Source organism: Methylomonas fluvii (genome assembly GCF_014850975.1).
Lineage (GTDB): Bacteria > Pseudomonadota > Gammaproteobacteria > Methylococcales > Methylomonadaceae > Methylomonas > Methylomonas fluvii.
In genome coordinates, this window is record NZ_JACXST010000003.1 from 1,471,428 (window position 1) to 1,496,595 (window position 25,168).

The following is a 25,168-nucleotide window of genomic DNA, read 5'->3' on the forward strand; positions in this document are numbered from 1 at the left end:
CACCGCTTAGCCCTTGGCTTTTTTCAGCCAGGCGCTTTGTTGAATTTCCTTGAACTGCACCCGGTGTTTGCGGGAAATCAGATTCGAGGAAATCCGCGCCGACTCGTAAATAGTCGGCAAACCGCTACCCGGATGGGTGCCGCCGCCGACCAGATAACAATTATCCAGTTCTTCGAAGCGGTTATGCGGCCGCCAGTACAGCATCTGGCTGAACTTGTGCGACAGGCTGAACGTCGCGCCTTTATAAACGTGTTCATCGCTTTCCCAGGTGCCGGGAGTGATGATTTTTTCGCATTCGATATGCTCACGAAGATCGCTCAAACCCAGACGCGCGCCCAGCGTATCCAGCACTTGCTCGCGCACATCGGCGCAATGGGCTTGCCAATCAACGCCACTATCGTTATTCGGCATCGGCACCAGCACGTATAAGGCCGACTTACCGGCCGGCGCCAGGCTGGCATCGCTGACCGAGGCGTTTTGCACGTAAAACGAGAAGTCCTCGGTCAAGGTTTTGTTGCTGAAGATGTTGCGGATGTTGGTGCGGTAATCTTTGGCAAATACGATGGTGTGATGCGGCAAATCGTATAGTTTGTCCAGGCCCAAATAGAGCATGAAGGTCGAGCAGGAATACTCGCGCTTTTGTAATTCCTGATGATCGTATTTGCGCAAGGTGCCGGGTTCCAGCAAATGCGTCATAGCGTGGGCAAAATCGGCATTGACGATCACTTCGTCGCCGCGCACTTCCTCGCCGTTTTGCAACCTCACGCCCTTGGTCGCGCCGTCTTCAACGATCAACGAGGCGATTTCGGCATTCAGATGAATCTCGCCGCCGGACTCGGTCACCACTTGCGCCATCGCCGTCGCAATCTTATTCAAACCGCCGGCCACATGGTAAATGCCATATTCATGCTCAAGGTACGGCAACATCGTAAACAAAGCCGGGCACTCCCACGGCGACATGCCCAGATACTTGGATTGAAAGCAAAACGCCAGGCGCATTTTTTCCTTATCGAAATATTGGCCCAGGTTGTTGAACACGCTTTTTGGAAACGCCAGCCAGGGCAAAGCCTTGATCAAATCCAGCGAGAAGAACGAAGACCAATTCGAGTAATCGCGGGTAATGCACGGGTACAAACGATTGAAGCGGCTGCGTTCGTTGTCCATGAAACGTTCGTAGCCGGCGCTGCCTTCGTCGAAAACCCGTTCCAATTCGGCGCGCATGTTTTCCCGGTCCGAAAACACATTAATCTCGCGGTCGTCATACAACAGCCGGTACATCGGACTCAGCGGCATAAACTGCATATAGTCTTCGCTGCGCCGGCCGCACAACTCAAACATTTCGTCCAAAACGCCCTTCATCAATAAAAAGGTCGGGCCGGTATCGAAGGTAAAGCCATCCATCGTGATAGCCCGATTGCGGCCGCCGACGTTGGGATGTTTGTCAAAAATGGAAACTTTAAAGCCGCGATGGCTGAGTAACATGCCGGCGCACAAGCCGCCGGGGCCGGCGCCAACGATGATGATATGTTTTGAATCTGCCATGATATGAGATGAGCGGTGCTTGCCGAGTCGTTTTATAAAAGCGCTAATGTAACAGCAAAATGTCAAAAAGCGACCTATTCGCCAACACCAAAGTAAAACCACCCGCACCCGCAGACCCTACGCAAGCCCGAAAAACCCGATTTAACCTAAGGTTGGAGCCACAGAGAATTCAACAGCGATTCAGTGGATGGTCTTTGAATCGCCGGTTATTGATTTGAGCCCAAAAAAACGAGAAAGCTTATTCTCGCCACTAAAAGTGGATCGATTGGCGGAAGTTTTGCGCGATATTCGTGCGAGCGCGGCATAATAGGCAGTATGAAAACACCGAAAAGACTTGAACCCCTAATCGATAGCGGCCTGATCGACGAGGTCATAGGCTCGCTGAAGAGCGGCAAGGAAGCAGCCGTGTATGTGGTGCGTTGCGGCGCGGAAATCTGCTGCGCCAAGGTTTATAAAGAAGCCGACCAGCGTAGCTTTAAAAAAAGCGTGCTTTACCAGGAAGGCCGCAAAGTGCGCAATAGCCGCCGCGCCCGCGCGATGGAAAAAGGCAGTAGCTATGGCCGTAAAGAACAGGAATCGGCTTGGCAAAACGCCGAGGTGACGGCTTTATATCGCCTGGCGGATGCCGGCGTCAGAGTGCCGAAACCCTATAATTTCATTGACGGCGTCCTGTTGATGGAATTGGTCGCCGATGCCGACGGCCACCCGGCGCCTAGACTGAACGATCTGGAAATGCCGGCAGAGCTGGCCCGCGAATACCATGCCTTTCTGATCGGCCAGATCGTGCGCATGCTTTGTGATGGTCTGGTGCATGGCGATTTGTCGGAATACAACGTACTGGTCGGCAGTGACGGTCCGGTGATTATCGATTTACCGCAAGCGGTGGACGCGGCCGGCAATAACAATGCCCGCGCAATGCTGGAGCGCGACGTTGCCAATATGGCCGCCTACTTCGGCCAGTTCGCGCCGGAATTGTTGACAACTAATTTTGGTAAGGAAATGTGGAAGCTGTATCAAAGCGGCGATTTGCATCCGGAAACCAACCTAACCGGACATTTCGAAGACAGTAATAAACCAGCCGATCTGCGTAGCGTGATCCGTGAGATAGACGCCGCTCGCGAAGACAACGAAGCCAAGCAGCGTTTTCTACAAACCCCATAGCCCCTGAAAAAGAAAAAGCCGGTGTTACCCGGCTTTTTCTTACTGCTTGGCACCGCTAACGCTATCAGGCATAGGTGTCGATTTTGCTGCCTATTCTTGCATCATTATCGCCATCTGTGTCTTTCACAACCGCTTGCACGGGCGGCGTTGCTGCTTGCTGATTGGCTGCGGGCTGTTTCGCTTGGTTGGTGATAGGGAAATACGGTGATGAACCTACTCCCGATACGGATGACATGATATATCTCCTCTTGATTGAATAGTACCCGCCATGTTTCGGCTGGCATCCGGTTATCGACCGGTTTTACCAAAGCTTTAAACGGGCGCGGCGAGCTAATTCAGCTCACCGCCATACACATAACTTATCAGTCTTTCAGCAGCTGATCGGCTATCGGTAACTGCCTAATCCGCTGTCCGGTTGCCGCAAAAATGGCATTGCATAGTGCTGGGGCAATCGGCGGCACGCCCGGCTCGCCCACCCCGCCCAAGGGTGTATCGAATTCCGCAGGCGGCAGCAGATGTACTTTGATTTCACGCGGCGCGTCGTCGATGCGCGTGAGTTGGTACGCATGAAAATTGTCTTGCTGCACGGCGCCGTTTTTAAAACTGATTTCACCGAGCGTCGCCAAGCTGACACCCATGATGCAAGCGCCCTCGATCTGCGCACGAATCCGCTCCGGATTGACTTGCGGTCCGCAATCCACCGCCACATCGACTCTAGGAATGCTTAATTTGCCGGCCTCATCCACCGCCACTTCCACGACGACAGCCACATAAGTCACAAAACTGTAATGCGCGGCCAGCCCCAAGCCTTGGCCTTTGGGTAGCTGACGGCCCCAACTGGCTTCGCGGGTGACCGTTTCGATGACGCGGCGCAACCGGCCGGTATCGACCGGATAAAGCGCGGGCGATTCGCCGTGATTCCAGGTGTCGCCCAAATTGGTCGGATCGATACGCCGCGCCGGGCCGATTAAATCCAGCAGAAAATCCCGATGATCGCGTCCCGCTGCCGCCGCCATTTCAGCAACGAAAGATTGCACGGCAAACGCGTGCGGAATATTGGATACCGAGCGAAACCAGCCGATACGGGTATGCGCCGCGGCCGGCGGATTTTCGATGCGTAAATTGTCGATAGCAAACGGCACGTTGATTACACCCATACCCAATTCCACCGGCATCTGTTGCTTGCTGTCCGGTCCGAAAGTAGATGAAATGCTCGGTGCCGCGGTTCTATGCAACCAGGCTACCGGTTTGCCTTGCGCATCCAAACCCGCTTCCAAACGCTCCAAGGACACCGTGTGGAAATAAGAGTGATGCAAATCGTCCTCGCGGGTCCAGGTCACTTTCACCGGTTTGCCTTGCATCGCTTGCGACAACAAGGCCGCTTCGATGACGTAATCGGGCTTGGATTTACGGCCGAATCCACCGCCCAACAGCGTGACATTCACCGTCACTTTGTCTTCCGGCAGTTTCAGCCATTTGGCAACCTTATCTCGGGTTAATTGCGGTGCCTGGGTACAAGTCCAGATTTCGCAATGGCCCTTGCTGATACGGGCCGTCGCTGCCGGCGGCTCCATCGGTGCCTGAGCGAGATGCGGTAAATAATATTCCGCTTCCAGGCGTTTGGCCGCGCCTTGCAATGCGGCATCGACATCGCCTTGCTGGCGCACCACTTTGCTTGGTTGGCGGACGGCGGCTTCCAGTTCGGCTTTGTAGGCTAGTGAATCGTAGCTGGCATGTTCGCCGTCATTCCACTCGATTTTTAAGGCGTTGCGGCCCTGAATAGCCGCCCAGGTATTGCTGGCAATCACCGCGACGCCGCCCAAGGGATTGAATTCGGCTGGTGGCGGACTGCTGGGCAGTTCCACAATTTTGACAACCCCCGGCACCTTCAGCGCGGCGCTGGCGTCATATTTTAAAACCTTGCCGCCCAATACCGGTGGCCGCGCCACAACGGCGTACAGCAGACCTTTCAACTGGGTGTCTATGCCATACATGGCGCGTCCGGACACAATATCGCGGCCATCGTAAATGCCTTGCCGGCCTTTACCGATGTAACGAAATTCCGTCGAATTCTTCAAACGCAAGCTGTCGCGGTCTGGCACCGGCAATTTCGCCGCCGCTTTGGCTAATTCACCGTAACCCAAGGTTTTGCCGTTGGGGATGTGCAGTATCCGGTGTTGTTCGGCGCGGACTTCTGTTACCGGCACGCGCCAACGCGCTGCTGCCGCAGCTTCCAGCATTTGTCTGGCAGCCGCGCCGACTCGGCGCATCGGCATGAAAAAGTGGCGCATGCTGCGGGAACCGTCGGTGTCTTGATTACCGAAGCGTTTTTCGTCGCCGGGCGCCTGCACGACATGCACTCTGGACCAATCGGCTTCCAGCTCATCAGCCACCACCATCGGCAAGCTGGTGCGTATGCCCTGCCCCATCTCGGAACGGTGACAGATGATGCTTACCGCACCGTCGGCGGCGATGGCCACAAAAACCAAAGGATTATCCACCCAACCGTGCGGCATTGCATCGGCGCCAAACTTGCCGGAGGCTGCCGGCGCGGCGGCTTCGTCCGCTCTGAGCAAAGTAGGTAGGCCAACGGCCAACACAAAGCCGCTCAAGGCGAACTGCTTGATGAAAGTCCGGCGGCTGACGTTGTCGATCAAATAATCGTCGGTATCGTTTTGCTCGGTATTGGTTTGCAGAAATTCGGCTGCGTTTTTCATGATTGCACCTCCGGCAAGCCGGCGGCCTGCTTGATCGCGGCGCGAATCCGCGGATAAGTGCCGCAACGGCATAGATTGCCGCTCATGGCTTTATCGATGTCGGCATCGCTGGGTTGCGGATGGTTTTTGAGCAAGGCCGTAGCGGCCATCACTTGCCCGGCCTGGCAATAGCCGCATTGCGGCACGCCCAGGTTCAACCAAGCATCCTGGACTTTCTTACCGGTCTGATCCTGTTCTATGGCTTCGATAGTGACAATTTTTTTACCCACCGCAGCCGAAATAGGCGTGACACAAGCGCGAGTTGGCTCACCGTCGATATGCACCGTACAGGCGCCGCACACTGCCATGCCGCAACCGTACTTGGTGCCGGTCAACCCTAATTGGTCGCGCAGCGCCCAAAGCAGTGGTGTGTCAGAGGGCAGATTTATCTTGCGGCTTTTACCGTTGATATTGAGCGTTGTCATGAGTGTTCTCGCTTCAGTCGGCGGTTGATAACGGCGCCGGCACATCCATCAACAACATCGGCGCGATAGTTCGCAGCATGGTACACGGGCAGGATTGGGGCGTAAAGACGCTTTGCATCGAAATAATAGATAGCCAGAAGAGTGGATTGCGGGGTGTTGTGGGATATTGCTACCACCAGGAATGATACTGATGACGGGCCTCTAGCTATCTCCCGACCTAGAAGCTTGCGTCACCAGCACCACCCATGATTTGCACTAATCTCCAACAAGCTTGCAAGGCAAGAAGTCAGAAAATTAGCTTTTACTACATATGGAAAATATGAGGCTGCCGAGTATCTTGTCTGATTGCTCTCACGGAAAAAATGAATTTTTCACTGCCAGCAACCTCATGAAAACCAGCTTACCGCGGGTAATTCGATAGTCAAGGTGACTTGAAAACAGAATTTATCGAGGGTAAAAAATATTAGCGCTACTTGAAAAGTGCTTGTTTTGCCCTTTGGTTTTATCCTTAAACCCCATCGATCAGGCAACTTTCGATTTAGCAAATAAAGCCGCGCCGACAATACCGGCCTGGTTTAAAAAAGCCGCCGGCTTGACCGGCGTTTTTATGCCTATCTGTTCTTTGAATTTATCGAATTTTTTACTCGCACCGCCGCCTAAAATAATCAGATCGGGCCAGAACAGTTTTTCCATCGTATTCAAATAAATGCTGAAGCGATTGCCCCAAGCTTTCCAACCCAGATCTTGCAGTTTACGGGCGGCATCGGATGCGAAGCGCTCTGCCTCCAGACCATTTTCCAAATACACATGACCCAGCTCCGTATTAGGTAGCAGATTGCCATCGGTAAACAGCGCGGTCCCCAAACCGGTGCCGATGGTAATCAACAGAACCACGCCTTTTTGGCCGGCGCCCTCGCCGAAATGCATTTCCGCAATACCTGCCGCGTCGGCATCGTTTAAGTTGTGACATTCACAGTTGGTGGCTTCTGAAAACAATTTATCGATATTGGTGCCGATAAAGGCCTTGGAGATATTCGCGGCCGTGCGCACCACGCCCTGTTGAATCGCTGCCGGAAAACCGCAACCTATGGGGCCAGTCCAGCCAAAATGCAATACCAATTGCGCCAGCACCGCCGCTACCGCCTCGGGGGTTGCAGGTTGCGGCGTATCGATCCGATGCCGCTCGGACACCAGTTCACCCGTCAAGGTATCGACAATCGCACCTTTAATACCCGAACCGCCAATATCCACACCAAGAATTTGCATAAAATATCCTGAAAGTTTGCCATGCAGATTGGACATTCTAGGCGAACAGCGGCTAAGGGCTCAGAAAAATTTCCGTCAACGTGATCGGCAAACCGAGCTCGTAGCCATCGATTTCCGGCGCTGAGAACTTGGTCAATCAAGTAACCGTGATCAATTATTAGCCAATTTGCGAGCGCCTGCTTAAATACAGCGACTTGCGCTGACTTTTACCAGCATACCAACAAGCTTATCCACAGTTTTTGTGGAAAACCGCGATCACCGCCGACAACACTAACGCGCGAAAACTGTCGCCAAAGCAATTACCGGATTATTTACCCGGATTTCTGTTATAAATGCCGCACAACAATAAAGATAACCAGGAGTACAAAATGATTACAGTGACAATTTACCTTTTAACCATGTTTTTTGCCGGCTACGCGATTTACCACGTACGGAGCAAATAGTCCGTCATGTAGGTAAAAAAAAGCCTCTACCGAATACCACGATAGAGGCTATAGAATGTGCAGTGCCGGAGTCACTGCTTACGAGGGAGGTCACACATAAAACATAAAGCACTAGCGGGTCCAACAAAAATCAAAGTACTGAAGACAGTCGCAGCAGCGAACGACAGCCTAGATATAACAAACTCAACCATCGAAAAGTTCCAAATACCAGCAGTCAACATAGGCAAAAACGTTTTTCCTAGGCCTACCTGAAGTGTTTATCTGCTCCGCATCAACCGTTTGCAGTGGCTTTAAACTACGGCTTCACTATAATCCCCTGTCGAAAATTTACAATTAGCCATTTAAGTTATTCATAATTCCCTTTTCATAAACAATAAAACGGGAACTATCGCTGGAATAGCCTATCAACATCGTTTTTGTCACTGCCGCCCAGAAAGCGGGAATGTGGCGAGATCACCCTGCCTTTTTTAGCATTCGCCCCCTTGCTTCCACCACATCTGCTGGTAAATTGCGGAGTGCTAAATTTGTTGGTTCCTGACACACGTTCCGTCCTCAGAGGGGTGCTACATAGCCCGCAATCCCCTTCGATGCGAGTTTCTCGCCGACTGCGCGAGTCACGCATCGCGAGGGGACTTTTTTGCCGGAGCGAATATAAGCTGCGCAAACATTGTGAAAATAAAAAAACAAATCAATACAGACCTGCAGGGCTATTGAGTTGCCAGCCGGGATAAAACAAACTCGCTAGCACCACTTCCCGAAACAGCCTCATGAATAGCCAACACGAATTAACGCTACTTTACGACGGTCGCTGCCCCATTTGCAGGAGGGAAGTGACCTGGTTGCAGTCGCGAAACAAGCAAAACAAACTGGGTTTGCAAGATATTCGTGCCGAGGGTTTTAATCCGGCGCACTATGGCAAATCGTTGGACGAATTGATGGCTGAAATTCATGGCGTGAATGCCGATGGCTGCCTAATCAAGGGCATGCCGGTGTTTTACGCTGCTTACAGCGCTGTCGGCTTGGGATGGCTGATGGCGCCTACCCGCTGGCCTCTGCTAAAACCGCTGTTTGACCGTCTGTATGCATGGTTTGCCAGGCACCGTTTACGTTTCGGCACCTTGTTCGGCGCCAAACCCTGCCAAGATGCCAGTTGCAGTATTCGCTCCGGTCATGGAAAAACATGACTCTATTTGACGAGACTGATTTATATGAAAAACCCCTTAGCACTACTCGGCAGCCTGATTTTGACTGGATGCACGGTGATGGGCATTAGAAGCAGCGCAGAACCGCAATACCAATTACTCTCGGAACAGGGAGACGTGCAAATCAGGCGATATCTACCCTTGCTGATTGCCGAAACCGTCATCGACGCCGATTACGCGCAAGCCGGCAACATCGGTTTCAATCGCTTGGCTGGCTATATTTTTGGTGGAAATCAGCAAAAGCAACAGATGGCCATGACCGCCCCGGTGTTTAGAGAAAATGCCGGCGAACACATCGCGATGACCGCGCCAGTGTTGCATCAGGCAGTCGATAATAAATGGACGATGGCTTTTGTGATGCCGGCCGGCTATAGCCTGGAAACCTTACCCAAGCCAATCGATCCCCAAGTGACTATAAAAGCTTTACCCGCAAAAAAAGTCGCGGTGTTGCGCTACTCGGGCAGTCTGACTTTGGAAAAAATCAATGAAAAAAGCCAACTACTGATGGCCTGGATCAAACAACAACAGCTCACTTCCCTATCTGCCGCACGTTCGGCAGCATACGACCCGCCTTGGACGCTGCCAGCCCTGCGTCGCAACGAAATTCATATTGACATCGAATAAGGCTGTCCAGTGACACATTTATTGGTGGTAGCGCACGGCAGCCGTCGGGAGGATTCCAATCGTGAGATTCGCGAGCTGATAGAAAAACTACGGCTGATGACTACTCGCTTCGCCGCAATAGACTGTGTTTTTCTGGAAATCGCCGAACCCACTATTGCGCAAGGCTTACACCAACAAATAGCCCAGGGCGCGCAGCAGATTGTCGTAATGCCTTATTTCCTGTCGGCAGGACGCCACGTCAGCATCGATATTCCCGAACAAGTGCAAAGGATTCGCGATATACATCCGCAAATCGACATACGCATTGCCAATCATTTGGGCGCGGCAGAAAAAATCCGCGGGATAGTACTCGATCTAGCCAGTTTGGCTATTTGAACACGGCTTTTGCAGATCAATTTCACCACCGCGAACAACCGTCCAATCAAGCTAACACGGGTTTCCTAACCTTAAACCATTAACCGTGATAGACTGCGCTCTGAAAGTTCATCTTCAATATGTAATTCCCTTAGTCCCCGGGCGGACATCGCGACAGCAGCACTGCCGAACACAGATTTCTCCCCTTATTTTTCCCCTTTGAGATCCTTAATGCCATTTTCCAATCTCGGTTTATCCGAGGCTTTAATTAAAGCAATTGCCGATTCCGGCTACACCACCCCTACCCCTATTCAAAGTAAAGCCATACCCGCCGTATTAACTGGCCGCGATTTACTCGCCGCCGCGCAAACTGGCACCGGCAAAACCGCCGGCTTTACCTTACCGATCTTGCATCGTTTGGCGCAAACCGACTATGGCCGCAATCGGCCTGTGCGCGCACTGATCCTAACCCCTACCCGCGAGTTGGCCGCGCAAGTTGCAGAGTCTGTTGCTAAATATGGCGCGCATCAGCAACCGCGCTTAAAGTCGGAAGTAGTATTCGGCGGTGTGAAGATCAATCCGCAAATGATGCGTTTACGCGGCGGCGTGGACATCTTGACCGCCACACCGGGCCGTCTGCTGGATCTGGTGAGTCAAAACGCCGTGAAATTGGATAAGGTGGAGATGTTGGTGCTAGACGAAGCCGACCGCATGCTGGACATGGGCTTTATCAAAGACATCCGCAAAATTCTGGCCATGCTGCCGAAAAAACGCCAGAACCTTTTGTTTTCCGCGACTTTTTCTGCGGACATTCGCAAGCTAACCGGCGACTTACTGGTCGACCCGGTCAAAATTGAAGTGGCTGTCGAAAACGCCGCTGCCGAGACCATTGAACAACGGGTTTATACGGTCAGTAAAACCGCCAAAACCGCGCTGTTAACTCACTTGGTCAAAACCAAAGATTGGCAACAAGTACTGGTGTTTACCAGCACCAAGCACGGCGCGAATAAACTCACCGAAAAGCTGAACACCGCCAATATTAGGGCCGCGGCGATACACGGCAACAAAAGCCAGGGCGCCAGAACCAGCGCTTTGGCCGGTTTCAAAGCCGGTGACATTCGCGTATTGGTGGCTACCGACGTGGCAGCACGCGGCATCGACATCGCCCAATTGCCGCATGTGGTTAATTTCGAATTGCCACGCTCTTCCGCCGATTATGTGCATCGCATCGGTAGAACCGGCAGGGCTGGACAAAACGGCCAGGCGGTTTCGCTGGTGTCGCAAGACGAATATCAGGCCTTGCGCCTGGTGGAAAAACTGATAGGCCTGCAGATACCCCGCGAGCAGATAGACGGCTTCGCTGCGGCTTAAGTTAATTCAATCCCCGCTCGCCAGCCGTTCATATTGGTGAGTGTATAAACCTAGGAAGCATCGCTGTTCCGTCAGTCACTTTATCGACAGAACGGCGATACATATTGGACTGTATTTCATCGCAGTAAAATCTTACCCGCTCTTGCTTGTCGGCTTTTCGCTGGTAGATTCTCGCTCGCAGTGTATTAGTTTCAATATTTCCTAGTTAATGCTCCCGCCAGCTCGATCAAAGCAACAGAGCGCATCGTTGCTGAGCCGGCGGGAGCACTTTTATCCCTAATCAATGCACCACCAGAGGTTTATCATGCCGTTCGCTCACCAACCACCACCTCCTCGTCCCGGCTGGAATTATCAAAGCTATTTTTTAACTCAGTTGAACAAACAAAAGCAGAATAAGGAAACTACGCCGTCTTAATAACGCTTTAAAATTTTATAGAGCACGGGGCACAGCTATTTGGCGGCTGGCAAACTTGCCGGGAAAACTCAATGGAAAATTGCGGCCGCAGATGGTCAGCCTTCTTCTAGTGAAAATACGCCACGCAGATTACAGGTATTTGAGCCAACGCCAATCAGGCTTGCGGGCTTTTAAGGCTTCAAAACTTCGGCAAACCGGATACAGCGTTAGCACCACCAACACCCAAATACCATAAACCACCGGCAAACCATAGCCGTAGTCTTGCGGCAGCTCCGGCGACCAAATACCGCCGCTGATTATTGCCGATACCGGTCCGTCTGTGGCCACTGCCACCAATACTGCCAGACCATGAATCAGGTACAAGTGCAGCAGATAGAACAATAATGGGTTCCTGCCGAATACTTGCAAAACACCGAAGCGTTCCACCGACCTGCCCTCAGTAAGCGCCAAGACCAGCAACGCCGGCCCCAAGGTCATTAACAGATACAATAAGGACGGCGGGTACTTATGACAGTTGATAAACGACAATACGCTAAACACCGGGTCCGGATAGCTTTGCCATGGTTTGGGGTCGCCGTAAACATTGCTGAAACGCAAAGCCAAAAACGACCCCATCAGGGCTAGACCTAAAGCAAACAGCCGGCGCCGTTTGCGCCAGGCATTGTTAATCAATAACTGTCCAAAACCGAAGCCAACCGCCATCACCCCTATCCACGGAATCAACGGATAATAAGGATTTAATAGCCAGCCGTCACCGAACGGCACATCGTCACCGGTATGCAACACGGCCCACCAGGGACCAAAACCACCCAATTCGGTAGGCTTGACGGCATCGAAGGCATTATGCCCCACTATCATGGCCGCACCGAAGGCCACACACCAAGCCAACGGCAACTTCACCAGCCCGGCCAAGGCGATCATCGACCAGGCAATTGCCCATAACACGCCGCCGTCAATATGCCGCAGGTCGGCGCGAAAATTCCACGACCAGGCTTCCACGGTGCAGGTCAAAACCAACAGCAACAAACCACGCTCCAGCAGAAACCGGCTCAGCGGTGCATCCGCTCCCCTACGACTCTGCCACAGATACGCGCTGGTACCGGCCAAAAACACGAACACCGGCGCGCAGAAATGCGTGATCCAACGGGTCAGAAACAAGGCCACTGAGGTCTTATCCAGATCGGTGGGGCTAAAATGACTGTCGCTGAAAAAATCGCGAGTGTGATCCAGGGTCATCAATACCATGACCAAGCCGCGCAAAATGTCGATAGACGCAAAGCGTCTTGAAGATGAATCGCTATTCAAAATAATTTTCCCCAGATGATTGGCTATCGAAAACGCCGAGGGTAAGATCTATGAACAAAAAACTCAAGGGGAGATGCCATGAGCGAATCACGGATCGCTTGCGATTTGCACGACTATGTCGAAATTGCCTGTCTTTACGGCTATCAGGTTAGATTGACATTAAAGGACCAAAGAATCGTCGAGGGTCGAGCATTAAATGTAGTGACCGAAGAAAGACACGAATTTCTATTGTTAGAAGATAGTCCCGCCGGGAAAATCGCGCTGGATCAACTGGCAAAACTGCAAGTACTCACATCGAACGCGCGATTTACGGAGGTAATTTTCTAAAGATAAGCAACAGCAGTGGTTATACTGGCCGCTTTCATCCGCAAAACTAGACGCCTTGTTCCATGTTAGAAATTTATTTAGACAGCGCCGATGTCGCCGGCATCAAAAACCTTTGCCCAGCTTTGCCCTTGGCGGGCGTTACCACCAATCCGTCGATTATGGCGGCCAGCGGTATAGGTCTACAGGAACTGCTGCCCGCGCTGACAGACATCATCGGCCCACAGGCGCGGTTTCATGTGCAAGTGCTTAGTAACTCGGTTGACGGTATCATTGCGGAAGCGCATAAACTTCATGAATTGCCGTTGGACATTATCGTCAAAATACCCGCGCATGCTGCTGGTTTGAGTGCTATCAAACAGCTGAAAAAAGATAATATCCCGCTATTAGCCACTGCGATTTACAACGTCCAGCAAGGGATGCTTGCTGCGCTGCATGGCGCGGACTACCTGGCGCCCTATCTCAACCGGATCGACAATCAAGGCTTTGACGGGATTGCTGTAGTCAGCGATTTACAGGCTTTAATCGACCGCTACCAATTGCCCAGCAAACTTTTGGTTGCCAGCTTCAAAAACGTCAATCAGGTTTTGCAGGTGTTAAAACTTGGTGCTGGTGCAGTGACCTTACCGCTGGACATTGCTCAGCAAATCTTGACTACTCCAGCTACCGACACCGCCGTTGAGAAATTCAGCCACGACTGGCAAGCAGCATTTGCCGATAAACTGTCTTTTGAAAGCTAACGTGGAGTGAGGAGATGTGGGGAACTCTGTAAACAAACTCGCCCTTCTCCTGATACCGCACATTACAAAGCTTTGGCAAGCTTTTCGCGTCAATTGTTGTCATAACAGGGTACAATTAGACTAATATTATATTGATTAGCTTTTCGGCCTGTATTAACCGCAAAGCATACAATAAACACCAAATCCGAACCCTATTCGTGTAACCATGACAACTCAATCGCACGCCCTAAGAAATTCGCGCCATAGGTATGCCAGGTTAGCGTTGGCGGCCTGTATTTATTATGCGGGAACAGAGCAGCTGGCATGGAGCGCAGATATGCCGGCTACAGTGCCGGAAACCAGTCTGCCTTCTATAAACAGCGTTCCCGAAGTCGTTAATCCTATCCCCGCCGACAATCCAATTGGCGCCATTCTGCTAAGTAAAAGACACCCCCTGTTGTTACGCGCCGATTTTAGCCGCGTTAGCGAGCTTGTTAGCCAAATCTATCTGAGTACTCAATTTCAACCGATCTGGTTTACCGCAAATCGCTCGGAAAAAAACCTTAACGATTTGTTGAGCATATTAAACAACGCATCCAACGATGCGCTGAATCCTGCCAATTATGATGTTGACCACCTGAAGCAGCTGATCAATGAACCAAATCCCGATAGTGCGGCCGTTGCGGGATACGATGTGGCTTTGACCGTGTCTTTGGTGCGTTATCTACACGATTTGCGGCACGGGCAAGTGGATCCGCGCGATGTTGAGTATCCGGTACACATCGCCCCCAAACCCACTTTGGACTTGGCTGGCTTGTTGAAACAATACTTGGCAGCGCAAACATTGACCGAGGTAGTCGGTCAGTTTGAGCCTAAAACCAAGCAATACCAACAACTCAAACAAATTTTCACCCGCTTGCAGCAGTTGGGAAATCAAACCGGGGCTCAGGAATTCAAGCCCGGCAAAATGCTACGTCCCGGCGATAAACATCCGCATATCGTGCATTTGCGCCAACGGCTACGGGACATGGGCTTACTGGACAATAATAGCGCCGCCGATAGTAAAACTTACGACAACGATTTGGTTGCCGCCGTCAAAAAAGTTCAGCAACAACAAGGCTTAACGGCCGATGGCGTGATTGGCTCGGCCACTGCGGCATTATTCAATCAATCTTCGAGCGAAAAAATCGCCCAGCTCGCACTAGCCATGGAACGCGCGCGCTGGATTCCGGACACCACCGACGGGCCGATGATTGTGGTTAACATCCCGGCATTTGAGCTATGGGCGTTCAATTCAGTTGACGATCCCAACCCGCTGAACATGAAAGTAGTAGTCGGTAAGTCCCCGAGCAACCAAACGCCGGTACTTTGGGAAGAAATGAAATATTTGGAATTTATGCCTTACTGGAACATTCCAAAAACTATTTATGAAAAAGAAATTCTGCCAAAAGCAGCCAATAACCAAGGCTATTTAGCCAGCCAGGAAATAGAACTGGTAAGACACCAAAACAGTGACGAGAAAGGCGGTGGCAGTTATTTGCGCGCACGCCAGCGGCCTGGCAAGAAAAATCCGTTAGGACGGGTTAAGTTCGTATTTCCAAATACCGCCGATGTGTATTTACACGACACCCCCGGCCATGCCGCATTTAACCGCCCACGTCGGGATTTAAGCCATGGTTGCGTGCGGGTATCGGCGCCGGAACAATTAGCCGAATTTGTCTTGGGCGATCAGGCCGGCTGGGACAAAGAATCTATCAAGCAAGCAATGTCGGCCCCTAAAACCCGGCACGTGACGCTAAAACGCGCCGTACCGGTACTGTTTTATTACGGCACTACATTTGTCGATCATCAAAACCAGTTACGTTTCTACCCGGACGTTTATGGCCAGGACGAGCAGCTTAAAAAGGCCTTGGACAAAATCCATGCGCCGACGACGGCCAGTTCGACACCAAATAATCAATTAGTGATGAGCAAAAGTACAGACGTCGGAACCAATCCATAAGCCGGAAAATCGAGCAGACATAAAAAAAGCGCCGCAAATGGCGCTTTTTTTATGAGCGAACGACTCTATAACTTCCAGGTTCTAAAGGTTCCGGTGTCCAGGTGGATAAAGTTTGACTCAGGGTAATAGCCAACGCCGCCACGGTGCATAGCCAGTGCCGCACTATGAATACGCCGAAGATCGAAGCGCTCGATGCGAATATCCACTGCCCGACCATGCATGTGAAAGCTATTATTCGCCACACCGGAATTCTCGGCATGCAGTTTAGCGTTGGTCAATGGCGAACGATAACCACAGATAACATCAAAGGGTTGATTTAAACCCAAAATTTGTTTCAAATCGTGTAACTGATCCAATAGCTCCGGATCGATGGGATGCACATCGTCGGTGCGATAATCGCGCAACAAAAAGCTGATTTCATCCAAGGCATCGCTAAGGTAGCGACCTCTTTCAAAATACGTCAGGCTCAATTTGTCCCCAGTATGCGGATTTTGAAAAGCCAAGGCCCGGTGAGTCGCAAAACGCCCGTGATCAGCCAAGAACAACGAATCTTGGCTAGGCTCCATGAATGATTCTCTTGGCGCCGGCTGAATAATAGACTGCACTCTACCGCCCTGATTACCATGTCGATTGGCATGGTAGGACGCCGTGTTTACGTGTTGCTTTTTGCCGGTATAAATATCTCGTACGCGAGATTCATGCAGGGAGCGGCGTTCTGCATGGGCGGTATGCAGGCGTCCATGCTCGCCAGAAACAGGTCTAAGGTTGTTGCCGCCAGCACTTTTAGTTAATTTGCCAGGTTGACGAACAGCCTTGGTCGCTTGAATGGCTCCATGTTTAGGCAAGCGCACTGCGCTCCTTGCCGACTTCTCCAATCGATGGTTTTTATCCGCTTTTACCGCTACGCTTTTCGCAGCATGAACTACGCCGGGCATCGCAATAGATAAAACCGCACCAACAGCCAAGCGCCCAAAGAAGCTGCGTCGAGACAGCTCTACGTCGTCTTGCTTATTGTCTTGATTTTCTAAATTATGTCTCAGCATCCATAATCTCCTGATTCAACATCATTCGGATAGTGATGATTCCGAAGGCTAATGCCTAACGGGCTTTTGTAATTATAGCACTCTGTCACATTTCAAATTCGCTTTTGCCGACATTTTGCCACAAGGATTACTTGCAAAGGAGACGTTTGCGAACATTCAATCCGCATCAAATTGCCACTCAATACCGCTTAAAATCTCGCTTTCTCCGCTTACTATTCGCGCTGTTAGCATTTTACCGACCGCTGTAAAAACACCAGCAATAGCCGACAAACGCGAACAATTTAACCCCTTTGATATGCCAATACACTCAAGCCCCACCATGTCGAAATACTCAATTCCTGCCCGTATGGTAGCGTAAAAGCTGACTTGAAAATTAAGCCGCTAAATATGAGCGGTAAAGACAAACTACCCCGTAAAACGAAAGCGCCAGTTTTGTGAATAGAGCTGTTTTCTTGCCATTTTTTTGATAAAAACACAAAATATTTTTAACTACGAACCGCTTGTCACAGAAGCTTTTTGCTAGAAAGCGTATGGTATCTCGACTGCAAATCATTGGAGAACGACATGGAAAAACTAATTAAACCCCAAAATCAACTGACACTGTCTCAACAGCTCTGTCATTCCTTTTTTTCCCAAAAAGGCTACGACCCTTTTATAAACTTTCATTCGCACGATGGCAGCGCAATGTACGACTCTTACTTACATCATCAAAGGAGTTTTGCATCCGGAATAACAGGACAAAACTGCCAAATCAGTTTTGTAAGCAAATTCACCAAATTGGAGTAATACGCAACGGCGGACATAAAAGCCGCTACCGATTACTCAAACTCGTGAAGCATCGCGATCCAATAGCCGGCCTGTGCCAACAGCAGTAGACTTAGCAATCTCGACACCTAACCCATATCAGTCATTAGCTTGGCACAAGCCGCTTTATCAGGACATTTGGATATGAGCGTCAGCAAGTTCTGATGCAGGTTTTTTATAGCCCATTGCCCGCATTCGCTTAGGCAGTGGCAACCTACCCGTCTCTACGTTATATTCATCGGCAAAAGCGATATACGCTAACCTTTGATGCTACCCAATTTACTTGTGACTACTCTATTTCAAATCCCGGAAAATCATCCGCAACGATTTATATTACATAACGAAGTCCATGCTAGGGCCTCGTCTATTCTCAGCTTGCCCGTCAGAGCCAGTTACCTAGCGTTGTCGTTATCAAGCGACGAAAAAATGCAGGAACGTCGGCATTTGAAAGCGCTTTGCGAACGGTTTGGAACTGCACCACCCGACCTGGATGCAGACCACTTTAGCGCCAGCTTTGACGCTTTTCAGATGAGTTGGGAGCAACACGGCGAATTCAGTACCTATAGCTTTTATGCCTATGACATAGCCACAGAGCCATTTGCAGCCCCTGCTTTAAAAAAAGTCCCGGTCGATTGGTTATCGCAGATCAGCGGAAAAGTGATTGTTGCGGCACACGCCAGCATCGTTTCCGCAGAGGAAGTTAATTATCAGGATGAAATGGATTTATCCCCGTTAACCACCTACTTTGCCGGCAACCCAATCGTCGGCTCAAAAGTAACTGGCGGCGCGGCAGCCGTATTTACCGATTTCCGGATTCATGTCGATGGCTTTAGCCGTTTCTTGGTGGTTAATCAAAACTTGAGAACCGCGCAGGCTGGCCGCTTGCTGCATCGCTTGTTCGATATTGAAGTTTACCGCGTGATGGCTCTGTTGGCGTTTCCGATCGCGCGTAAACTGTATCCGGAATTAAAAAAAGCTGATCGGCAGCTGTATACCATTACTAATTCGATGACCCAGCCGGACAACGATGACGCCAAACTGCTGGATGAGTTAACGGCATTGGCGGCTGAAGTGGAGAACCATATTTCCACTCATCAATTTCGCTTTGCCGCAGCCAGCGCTTACTACCAATTGGTCGGCCAACGCCTGGAAGACTTGCGCGAAGTGCGGATTCAGGGCATTCAAACCTTGGGCGAATTCATGAAACGGCGCATGGAGCCAGCGATGCATACCTGCAATTCCGTATCCCACCGCTTCACTCTGGTTTCCGAACGCGTCAGCAATGCCAGCCAGTTGTTACGCACCAAAGTCGACATTATTATCGAGCGGCAAAACCAGGGCCTGTTATCCTCCATGGCCCTGCGCGCAAAAATGCAGTTACGCATGCAACAAATGGTGGAAGGCATTTCGATGGTAGCTATTACCTATTACGCAGCAAGCCTGATCGGCAAAATCGCCGAAGCGTTGCACAGTTTAGGATGGCATGTGGACGCCGAATTGGTGGAAGGCGCATCGATTCCGTTTATTTTGGTCATCATCGGCATAAGCACTAAACGAATTCACAAGATCATTGCCAATACCACGGAATGAATACCATTCCATTGAAGGCACGCCCTAAATCGGCCCAGTGTTGAACAGGATAAAATAATATTTATCAAAATCATGCCATTAGATCGCTTTAAGAGTCGACAAGCTAAGCCCGACAGGACAACTTTCAGATAACCCTAACAATCCCCTCCAAATCTTCGTGGTTTTTTGTGAGCGAAGCATCGGCTACAATCGCCGGGCTTTCTTTAACCCATGATTACAATTCGAGGAATCTATCAATGGCAGAGTATAGAAAATACAAATGTAAAACCTGCGGCCACATTTACGACGAGCAGTTGGGCGATCCGCGCAACGGCGTGGCCCCTGGCACACGTTGGGAAGATGTTCCAGAAGATTGGGGCTGCCCTAAATGCGGTGCGATAAAATCTATGTTTACTCTGGTACGTTAATAAGCGTCTAGCGCAGTAAATAAAAAAGGGCGCGATTTGCGCCCTTTTTCGTTTGATTAATCTGACGGAAGCTATGCGAGTTTGTTCTTAATAAAATCGACGAGTTTGTCGAATTCAACATTCTGGCTTTCTTTGTCCATTCGGCCTTGATATTCGACGGTACCGCTATCCAGGCCGCGGTCCCCGATGACAATCCGGTGTGGAATGCCGATCAGCTCCATATCCGAGAACATGAATCCCGCTCGAACCTTTCTGTCGTCCAGCAACACTTCGATACCGGCATCCGTTAAATCTTTATAGATTTTCTCGACCGTATCAATCAAACGATCAGACTTATGCATATTCATCGGGCAAATCGCCACTTGAAATGGCGCCAGTTCGTTAGGCCAGATAATGCCGCGCTCATCGTGGCCTTGCTCGATGGCCGCCGCGACCACTCTTGAAATACCGATGCCGTAACATCCCATGATCATGATCTGGTTTTTGCCGGCTTCGTTAACAATCGCGGCATTCATCGCTTCGCTGTATTTGGTACCTAGCTGGAAAATATGCCCCACCTCAATGCCTCTAGCGATGGTAATTTGCCCTTTGCCGTCCGGACTCGGATCGCCTTCGACCACCATGCGCAAATCCGCAATCTGCTCCGGCAAAGCTAAATCGCGCCGCCAATTGACACCTTGATAATGTTTGCCGTCTTGGTTGGCGCCGCAAATGAAGTCGGACATCAGCGTAACGCTGCGGTCAGCGATTATCTTTATGCTCAGGCCGATAGGACCTATCGAGCCGAGTTTGCAGCGACAAGCGCCGAGAATCTCTTCATCGCTGGCAAATTGCAATGGCGACAGTACACCATCGATTTTTTCGGCTTTAATCGGGTTTAATTCGTGATCACCACGCAGCAGCAGGGCAACCAAGCTGGCGTCCTCACCTCTGACAATCAAGGTTTTCAGACACTGCTTGGCATCGATTTTAAAAAATTGGCTGACGTCTTCGATGCTATGTTGATTTGGTGTATCAACCAAAGCCTTAGTTTGAGTCGGCTCGGCGCGTGCCCCTTCCGGCATCAGAGCTTCGGCTTTTTCGACATTCGCGGCATAGTCGCTGGCGGTGGAAAAGGCTATCGCGTCTTCACCGGATTCGGCAAGCACATGGAACTCGTGGGAAACCGCGCCGCCAATTGAGCCGGAATCGGCTATCACGGCCCGGAATTTTAAACCAAACCGGTTAAATATGTTGGTGTAGGCTTGATACATTACGTCGTAAGTCGCCTGTAACGATTCCTGATCGAGATGGAACGAGTAAGCATCTTTCATGATAAATTCGCGCGAGCGCATAACCCCGAAACGCGGACGGATTTCATCGCGGAATTTGCTCTGAATTTGGTAATACGTTACTGGCAGCTGTTTGTAGCTTTTCAACTCATGGCGAGCGAGGTCAGTAATAATTTCCTCGTGCGTCGGGCCCAGACAAAATTCGCGGTCGTGGCGATCTTTCAGCCGCGCCAATTCCGGCCCGTATTTCTCCCAACGTCCCGTTTCTTGCCATAGCTCCGCAGGTTGCAAGGCCGGCATCAGCACTTCCAGGCCACCCGCTTTATTCATTTCCGCACGTACAATATGCTCAACTTTACGCAATACCCGCAAACCCAACGGTAGCCAGGTGTAGACGCCGGCGGCAAGTTTGCGGATCAAGCCGGCGCGTATCATCAGCTTATGACTGGCTATTTCGGCGTCGGCCGGTATTTCTTTGACGGTACTAAGAGGAAATTGGGAAGTGCGCATATTGGCCCTGAGGTTGTTTTATCAAAACCGCTATTTTAACGGCTAAACGCCAAAACCACGAATCAACGACGCTATTTGGGTCTATCCTACTAACTTTTAGCATTGCTGTTGTTGATGAAATTTGGGAAACTTGACCTGATAGAAGCCCCAGAAAAAGGAAGTTATGATTAAAGTATTGCTGGTTGATGATCATGAGCTTGTCAGAAGCGGCATAGAAGCTTTGTTGGCAGCTGAAAAGGATATTGTGGTGGTCGCCGTATGTAATTGTGGCGAGGAGGCTTTGCGGATTGTCGAGCAAGAGCCGCCTGACGTCATTTTGATGGACATTAATATGCCCGGCATAGGCGGGTTTGAAGCGTGCCGGCGCATACTGCAATCGCGGCCATCGGTTAAAATCATTGCCTTATCAGTGCATAACGACGGCCCCATACCGCAACAGCTGCTGAAATTGGGTGTGGTCGGCTTTGTATCCAAGGCTTCGCCAGTCAGCGAAATGGTGGCGGCGATTAAATCGGTAATTTCCGGCAAGCGCTACTTGTGCCAGGATGTGGCCAGTAATTTGGCTTTTCAGTTTTTGCCAGGCGCGGATGTGTCGCCTTTTTTACAGCTTTCCCAGCGTGAGGCTGAAGTGGTGCGTCTGATTTTGCGTGGTAGGAGTATTCAGGAAATGTCGGAGGCTTTGCAACTGAGCGACAAGACCATCAATACTTATCGCTATCGCTTGTATCGCAAGTTGAATATAAAAAACGATGTGGAATTGACCAGATTGGCGGTCAAATTTAATTATCTTGATGCCATTTAATGATCGGGGATGTGCGGTTGTTTGCCGCACATCCCTAGAATAGTCAGACTAAGGTGCGGGCCTTGGTAAAGGCTTCCCGGAAATCCAGAAAGACCGGCTTTTCAGCTTCCAGCATCATTTTCAACAATTCATGTTGTAGCTGATATTTAACATTTCCTATCGCCAGCGCACCGACACCGACCGCATTTGTCGCTTGATTTGCCAAGCTTAATGGTGCCGATAAATCATTTAACCCTATGCCTTCTATGCCGGAAGGCGGTACGGCATTGACATCACCAGCTACTTTCAACTGCTTGGCTTGCGCCAGAACGGCCGCATTGATAACTCGAATACCAGCCTTTGCCGTGCAGAATACTAAATCTGCATCCGCTATTAACGCGGCCTTTTCCTCGTCATTGCTAGCAACCCCGCCGCTCATGGTGGCTCCAAAGCGCCGATTGTATTGTTTGGCTGCGTCTTTTGCGGAATCAATCGATAAGTGATCCACCAAGATTGTTTCCGCGCCTTGCAACGACGCTATCACGCCAGTAGCGATACCGACCGGGCCGGTGCCGCCGAACACAACCGCCTTGCTGCCTTTCAATTCCTTGCCATGATATTGTTTCAGCGCTTTTTCCACACACGCCACCAAAGCTGCTGCGGTGGTGCAAGCTCCGCTGGGATCGGCAAATACTGAAACCTCAAACGGCGGCACCATGGCCGGCTTGGTGGCTTGCAACATATCGATAGCCATGCCCATATCCCTGCCGCCGATAAAGATCGCGGTTTTTTTACTGGCCGAAGGACTACGCGAAAAAATCGCATCTTGGGTCAAATTGTGAATGGTCTCCAATTTGACGTTGGAATACGGCATCAGCACATCAAAGCCTGCGTCGAGTGCCATGTTAATGTCAAACGGACTGTTGTTTGGCATCGGGTCGAACATGTGAAGTATGCTGCGTTTTGCCATTTTTACCTTACCCTCTGTGATAGGCAGACTTTGGGGAGCTTAGCTAATTACTTAGACGATTTGATGAATTCGCGAGCGACTTCAAAAGCGTGTTCGAAATGTAAGAATAGCGGTTGATCGCTTTCCAGCATTCTTTTCAGCAAACGGCTTTGCGCTTGGTATTTGATGTTGCCTATCGCCAGTGCGCCTATGCCTACCGCACCGCTGGTGGATCCGGCTAACGGTTTGCCGTTATCGAACGCATCCACACCGGCAATACCGGCTGGCGGTACCGCGTTGACATCGGCGGCTACTTTCAATTGCGCAGCTTTGGAGATTAACTCGGTGCTGAGCAATTCGATGCCGGCCGCACCGGTTGCAAAAACCACATCAGCGGTTTTCATGTATTCGGCCTTATCCGCGTCTGCGCCTGCCAGCACCGTAATTTTGCCGTCACCAAATTCTTCGCTGCATAGCTCTGCGGTGCGCTCGGCTTTATCGAGTTGCCTACCGATAATTCTGACTTTAGCGCCCGCTTGAGCGGCAATCACCGCAGCCGCTTGACCGACTGGACCAGTCCCGCCCAGAGCGATCACGTTTTTACCTTCCAAGGTGGTGTCGAATTTTTCAGCCAATTCTTTTTCAACTGCTGCGACCATACCGGCTGCCGTAGTGAACGCGCCGCTAGGATCGGCGAATACTGATACTTCGAAAGGCGGGACCATAGAATTCTTGGCCATTTTCAACATATCCATTGCTTGCTTGGTCTCCCGGCCGCCAATAAAGATGGCGGTGCGCAACAGGCCTTTCGGGCTGCGCGAAAAAATAGCATCTTGGACCAAGCCCCTGACTTCGCTGGGTTCAACGTTGATGTAGGGGATTGCTGAAATCCAGCCGGCGTCCATCGCCATATTGACGTCGAACGGGCTTAAGTTCTTGGCTGTAGTCAGCATGTGCAGGATAAAGGGTTTTTCCATGATGGCCTCTTATAATTTGATTAGCCGGTAAGTATAAAAGAAAAGGCAAGACGATAACAATTCTAGGCTAAATGCCGAATTGCGCATTATTTTAAGCGCGCCGGCACATGCGGCTCGATGGCGTGGTACATCAATTGGTGCATCTTGGGGTTACCAACAATGATATTGCCGGACTGTAAGTATTTGTCATTAAAGGAAAAGTCCGTGGCGACACCGCCGGCTTCCTGAACCAACAATACCCCGGCGGCAATATCCCATTCCTTAACGCCGATTTCCCAGTACGCATCCAGACGACCGCAGGCCACATAAGCCATATCCAGCGCGGCGGCTCCGGCGCGGCGGATACCGGCAGAATCTGCGCAGACGGCTTTGAACATACCTAGATAGGGCTCTATGTTTTCCATGGTTTTAAACGGAAAACCCGTACCAATCAGGGCGCCGCGCATACTGCTTTGTTTGGTCACTCGGATTTTGCGATTATTCAACATCGCCCCGCCGCCGCGTTCGGCAGTAAATAGTTCGTCGCGACTGGGATCGTAAATCACACCCAACTCGAGTTTATTTTTGTTTTTTAACGCGATAGACACGGCATATTGCGGAAAGCCGTGTAAAAAATTAGTGGTGCCGTCCAAAGGATCGATTATCCAGGTGTAGTCGTTACCTTTATGTTCGCCGCTTTCTTCGGCCAGAATGCCATGGTCGGGAAATGCGGCGCGAATGACTTTGATAATTTCCTGCTCGGCGGCCCGATCAACCTCGGAAGCGTAGTCATTACGGCTTTTTTGATCGATAGTGAGTTTCTCGATATTTTGTGAAGAGCGTTGGATTAGGTCGCCGGCGTTCCGCGCTGCGCGGACGGCAATATTAAGCATCGGGTGCATAGATCGAATTGAAAATGAGCAGTTAGAAAACTCGGATAGCATAGCA

The 25,168-nt window shown here is 50.8% G+C and carries 22 protein-coding genes; 11 read left to right on the forward strand and 11 right to left on the reverse strand.

Going from position 1 to position 25,168, the window contains the following annotated elements:
• Positions 1-6: 6 nt before the first annotated feature.
• Complete coding sequence (locus tag EBB_RS24295) at positions 7-1,542, reverse strand: phytoene desaturase family protein (RefSeq protein ID WP_192396210.1); 1,536 nt, start codon at positions 1,540-1,542, stop codon at positions 7-9.
• Positions 1,543-1,857: 315 nt separating this feature from the next.
• Between EBB_RS24295 and EBB_RS24300 the strand changes: the two genes are divergently transcribed.
• Positions 1,858-2,703: a PA4780 family RIO1-like protein kinase gene (locus EBB_RS24300; protein WP_192396211.1), complete on the forward strand. Its 846-nt coding sequence runs from the start codon at positions 1,858-1,860 to the stop codon at positions 2,701-2,703.
• 64 nt (positions 2,704-2,767) lie between these two features.
• On the opposite strand, the gene EBB_RS24305 is transcribed toward EBB_RS24300, so the two are convergent.
• The 4 genes from EBB_RS24305 to ppgK all read right to left on the reverse strand — a co-directional run bounded on the left by EBB_RS24305 (position 2,768) and on the right by ppgK (position 7,150).
• Entirely contained in the window at positions 2,768-2,938 is a 171-nt protein-coding gene (locus EBB_RS24305; protein ID WP_192396212.1) for a hypothetical protein, read from the reverse strand.
• 127 nt (positions 2,939-3,065) lie between these two features.
• Positions 3,066-5,420, reverse strand: a complete 2,355-nt coding sequence (locus tag EBB_RS24310) for a xanthine dehydrogenase family protein molybdopterin-binding subunit (protein ID WP_192396213.1) — start codon at positions 5,418-5,420, stop codon at positions 3,066-3,068.
• On the reverse strand, positions 5,417-5,884 hold the full coding sequence (locus tag EBB_RS24315; RefSeq protein ID WP_192396214.1) for a (2Fe-2S)-binding protein: 468 nt from the start codon (positions 5,882-5,884) through the stop codon (positions 5,417-5,419). The genes EBB_RS24310 and EBB_RS24315 overlap by 4 nt, the downstream gene beginning before the upstream one ends.
• A 522-nt stretch (positions 5,885-6,406) precedes the next feature.
• Entirely contained in the window at positions 6,407-7,150 is a 744-nt protein-coding gene (ppgK, locus tag EBB_RS24320; protein WP_192396215.1) for a polyphosphate--glucose phosphotransferase, read from the reverse strand.
• A 1,210-nt stretch (positions 7,151-8,360) separates the two neighbouring features.
• Here ppgK and EBB_RS24325 point away from each other — a divergent pair.
• The 4 genes from EBB_RS24325 to EBB_RS24340 all read left to right on the forward strand — a co-directional run bounded on the left by EBB_RS24325 (position 8,361) and on the right by EBB_RS24340 (position 11,144).
• Positions 8,361-8,777, forward strand: a complete 417-nt coding sequence (locus EBB_RS24325) for a thiol-disulfide oxidoreductase DCC family protein (protein WP_192396216.1) — start codon at positions 8,361-8,363, stop codon at positions 8,775-8,777.
• Positions 8,778-8,801: 24 nt separating this feature from the next.
• The gene (locus tag EBB_RS24330; protein WP_192396217.1) at positions 8,802-9,419 is read left to right on the forward strand and encodes an SOUL family heme-binding protein; all 618 of its coding nucleotides are present in this window, start codon (positions 8,802-8,804) and stop codon (positions 9,417-9,419) included.
• A gap of 9 nt (positions 9,420-9,428) precedes the next feature.
• Entirely contained in the window at positions 9,429-9,794 is a 366-nt protein-coding gene (locus EBB_RS24335) for a sirohydrochlorin chelatase (RefSeq protein ID WP_192396218.1), read from the forward strand.
• A 210-nt stretch (positions 9,795-10,004) separates the two neighbouring features.
• The gene (locus tag EBB_RS24340; RefSeq protein ID WP_192396219.1) at positions 10,005-11,144 is read left to right on the forward strand and encodes a DEAD/DEAH box helicase; all 1,140 of its coding nucleotides are present in this window, start codon (positions 10,005-10,007) and stop codon (positions 11,142-11,144) included.
• 544 nt (positions 11,145-11,688) lie between these two features.
• Here the strand turns inward: EBB_RS24340 and EBB_RS24345 are convergent.
• Positions 11,689-12,864, reverse strand: a complete 1,176-nt coding sequence (locus EBB_RS24345) for an acetyltransferase domain-containing protein (RefSeq protein ID WP_192396220.1) — start codon at positions 12,862-12,864, stop codon at positions 11,689-11,691.
• A 78-nt stretch (positions 12,865-12,942) separates the two neighbouring features.
• Between EBB_RS24345 and EBB_RS24350 the strand changes: the two genes are divergently transcribed.
• From EBB_RS24350 to EBB_RS24360, 3 genes are all read left to right on the forward strand, one after another.
• The gene (locus EBB_RS24350) at positions 12,943-13,191 is read left to right on the forward strand and encodes a Rho-binding antiterminator (RefSeq protein ID WP_192396221.1); all 249 of its coding nucleotides are present in this window, start codon (positions 12,943-12,945) and stop codon (positions 13,189-13,191) included.
• 62 nt (positions 13,192-13,253) lie between these two features.
• Positions 13,254-13,928 (forward strand): transaldolase family protein, encoded by a 675-nt coding sequence (locus EBB_RS24355; RefSeq protein WP_192396222.1) that lies wholly within the window; start codon positions 13,254-13,256, stop codon positions 13,926-13,928.
• Positions 13,929-14,133: 205 nt separating this feature from the next.
• On the forward strand, positions 14,134-15,909 hold the full coding sequence (locus EBB_RS24360; protein WP_225587741.1) for a L,D-transpeptidase family protein: 1,776 nt from the start codon (positions 14,134-14,136) through the stop codon (positions 15,907-15,909).
• A gap of 65 nt (positions 15,910-15,974) precedes the next feature.
• Here the strand turns inward: EBB_RS24360 and mepK are convergent, their stop codons facing one another.
• A complete protein-coding gene (mepK, locus tag EBB_RS24365; protein ID WP_192396224.1) occupies positions 15,975-16,952 on the reverse strand; it encodes a peptidoglycan L,D-endopeptidase MepK in 978 nt (325 codons plus the stop codon).
• Between the two features lie 1,089 nt (positions 16,953-18,041).
• On the opposite strand from mepK, the gene EBB_RS24370 reads away from it, so the two are divergent.
• Both EBB_RS24370 and EBB_RS24375 read left to right on the forward strand, forming a co-directional pair.
• Entirely contained in the window at positions 18,042-19,346 is a 1,305-nt protein-coding gene (locus EBB_RS24370; protein WP_229427638.1) for a DUF3422 family protein, read from the forward strand.
• Between the two features lie 236 nt (positions 19,347-19,582).
• The gene (locus EBB_RS24375) at positions 19,583-19,753 is read left to right on the forward strand and encodes a rubredoxin (RefSeq protein WP_192396226.1); all 171 of its coding nucleotides are present in this window, start codon (positions 19,583-19,585) and stop codon (positions 19,751-19,753) included.
• 71 nt (positions 19,754-19,824) lie between these two features.
• Here EBB_RS24375 and EBB_RS24380 read toward each other — a convergent pair whose 3' ends face one another.
• Positions 19,825-21,534: a proline--tRNA ligase gene (locus EBB_RS24380; protein ID WP_192396227.1), complete on the reverse strand. Its 1,710-nt coding sequence runs from the start codon at positions 21,532-21,534 to the stop codon at positions 19,825-19,827.
• Positions 21,535-21,697: 163 nt separating this feature from the next.
• On the opposite strand from EBB_RS24380, the gene EBB_RS24385 reads away from it, so the two are divergent.
• The gene (locus EBB_RS24385; protein WP_192396228.1) at positions 21,698-22,336 is read left to right on the forward strand and encodes a response regulator; all 639 of its coding nucleotides are present in this window, start codon (positions 21,698-21,700) and stop codon (positions 22,334-22,336) included.
• Between the two features lie 43 nt (positions 22,337-22,379).
• Here the strand turns inward: EBB_RS24385 and EBB_RS24390 are convergent, their stop codons facing one another.
• From EBB_RS24390 to EBB_RS24400, 3 genes are all read right to left on the reverse strand, one after another.
• A complete protein-coding gene (locus tag EBB_RS24390; RefSeq protein WP_192396229.1) occupies positions 22,380-23,285 on the reverse strand; it encodes an NAD(P)-dependent methylenetetrahydromethanopterin dehydrogenase in 906 nt (301 codons plus the stop codon).
• A 47-nt stretch (positions 23,286-23,332) separates the two neighbouring features.
• Complete coding sequence (locus EBB_RS24395; RefSeq protein WP_192396230.1) at positions 23,333-24,241, reverse strand: NAD(P)-dependent methylenetetrahydromethanopterin dehydrogenase; 909 nt, start codon at positions 24,239-24,241, stop codon at positions 23,333-23,335.
• Between the two features lie 86 nt (positions 24,242-24,327).
• On the reverse strand, positions 24,328-25,122 hold the full coding sequence (locus EBB_RS24400) for an inositol monophosphatase family protein (RefSeq protein ID WP_033155453.1): 795 nt from the start codon (positions 25,120-25,122) through the stop codon (positions 24,328-24,330).
• Positions 25,123-25,168 lie beyond the last annotated feature (46 nt).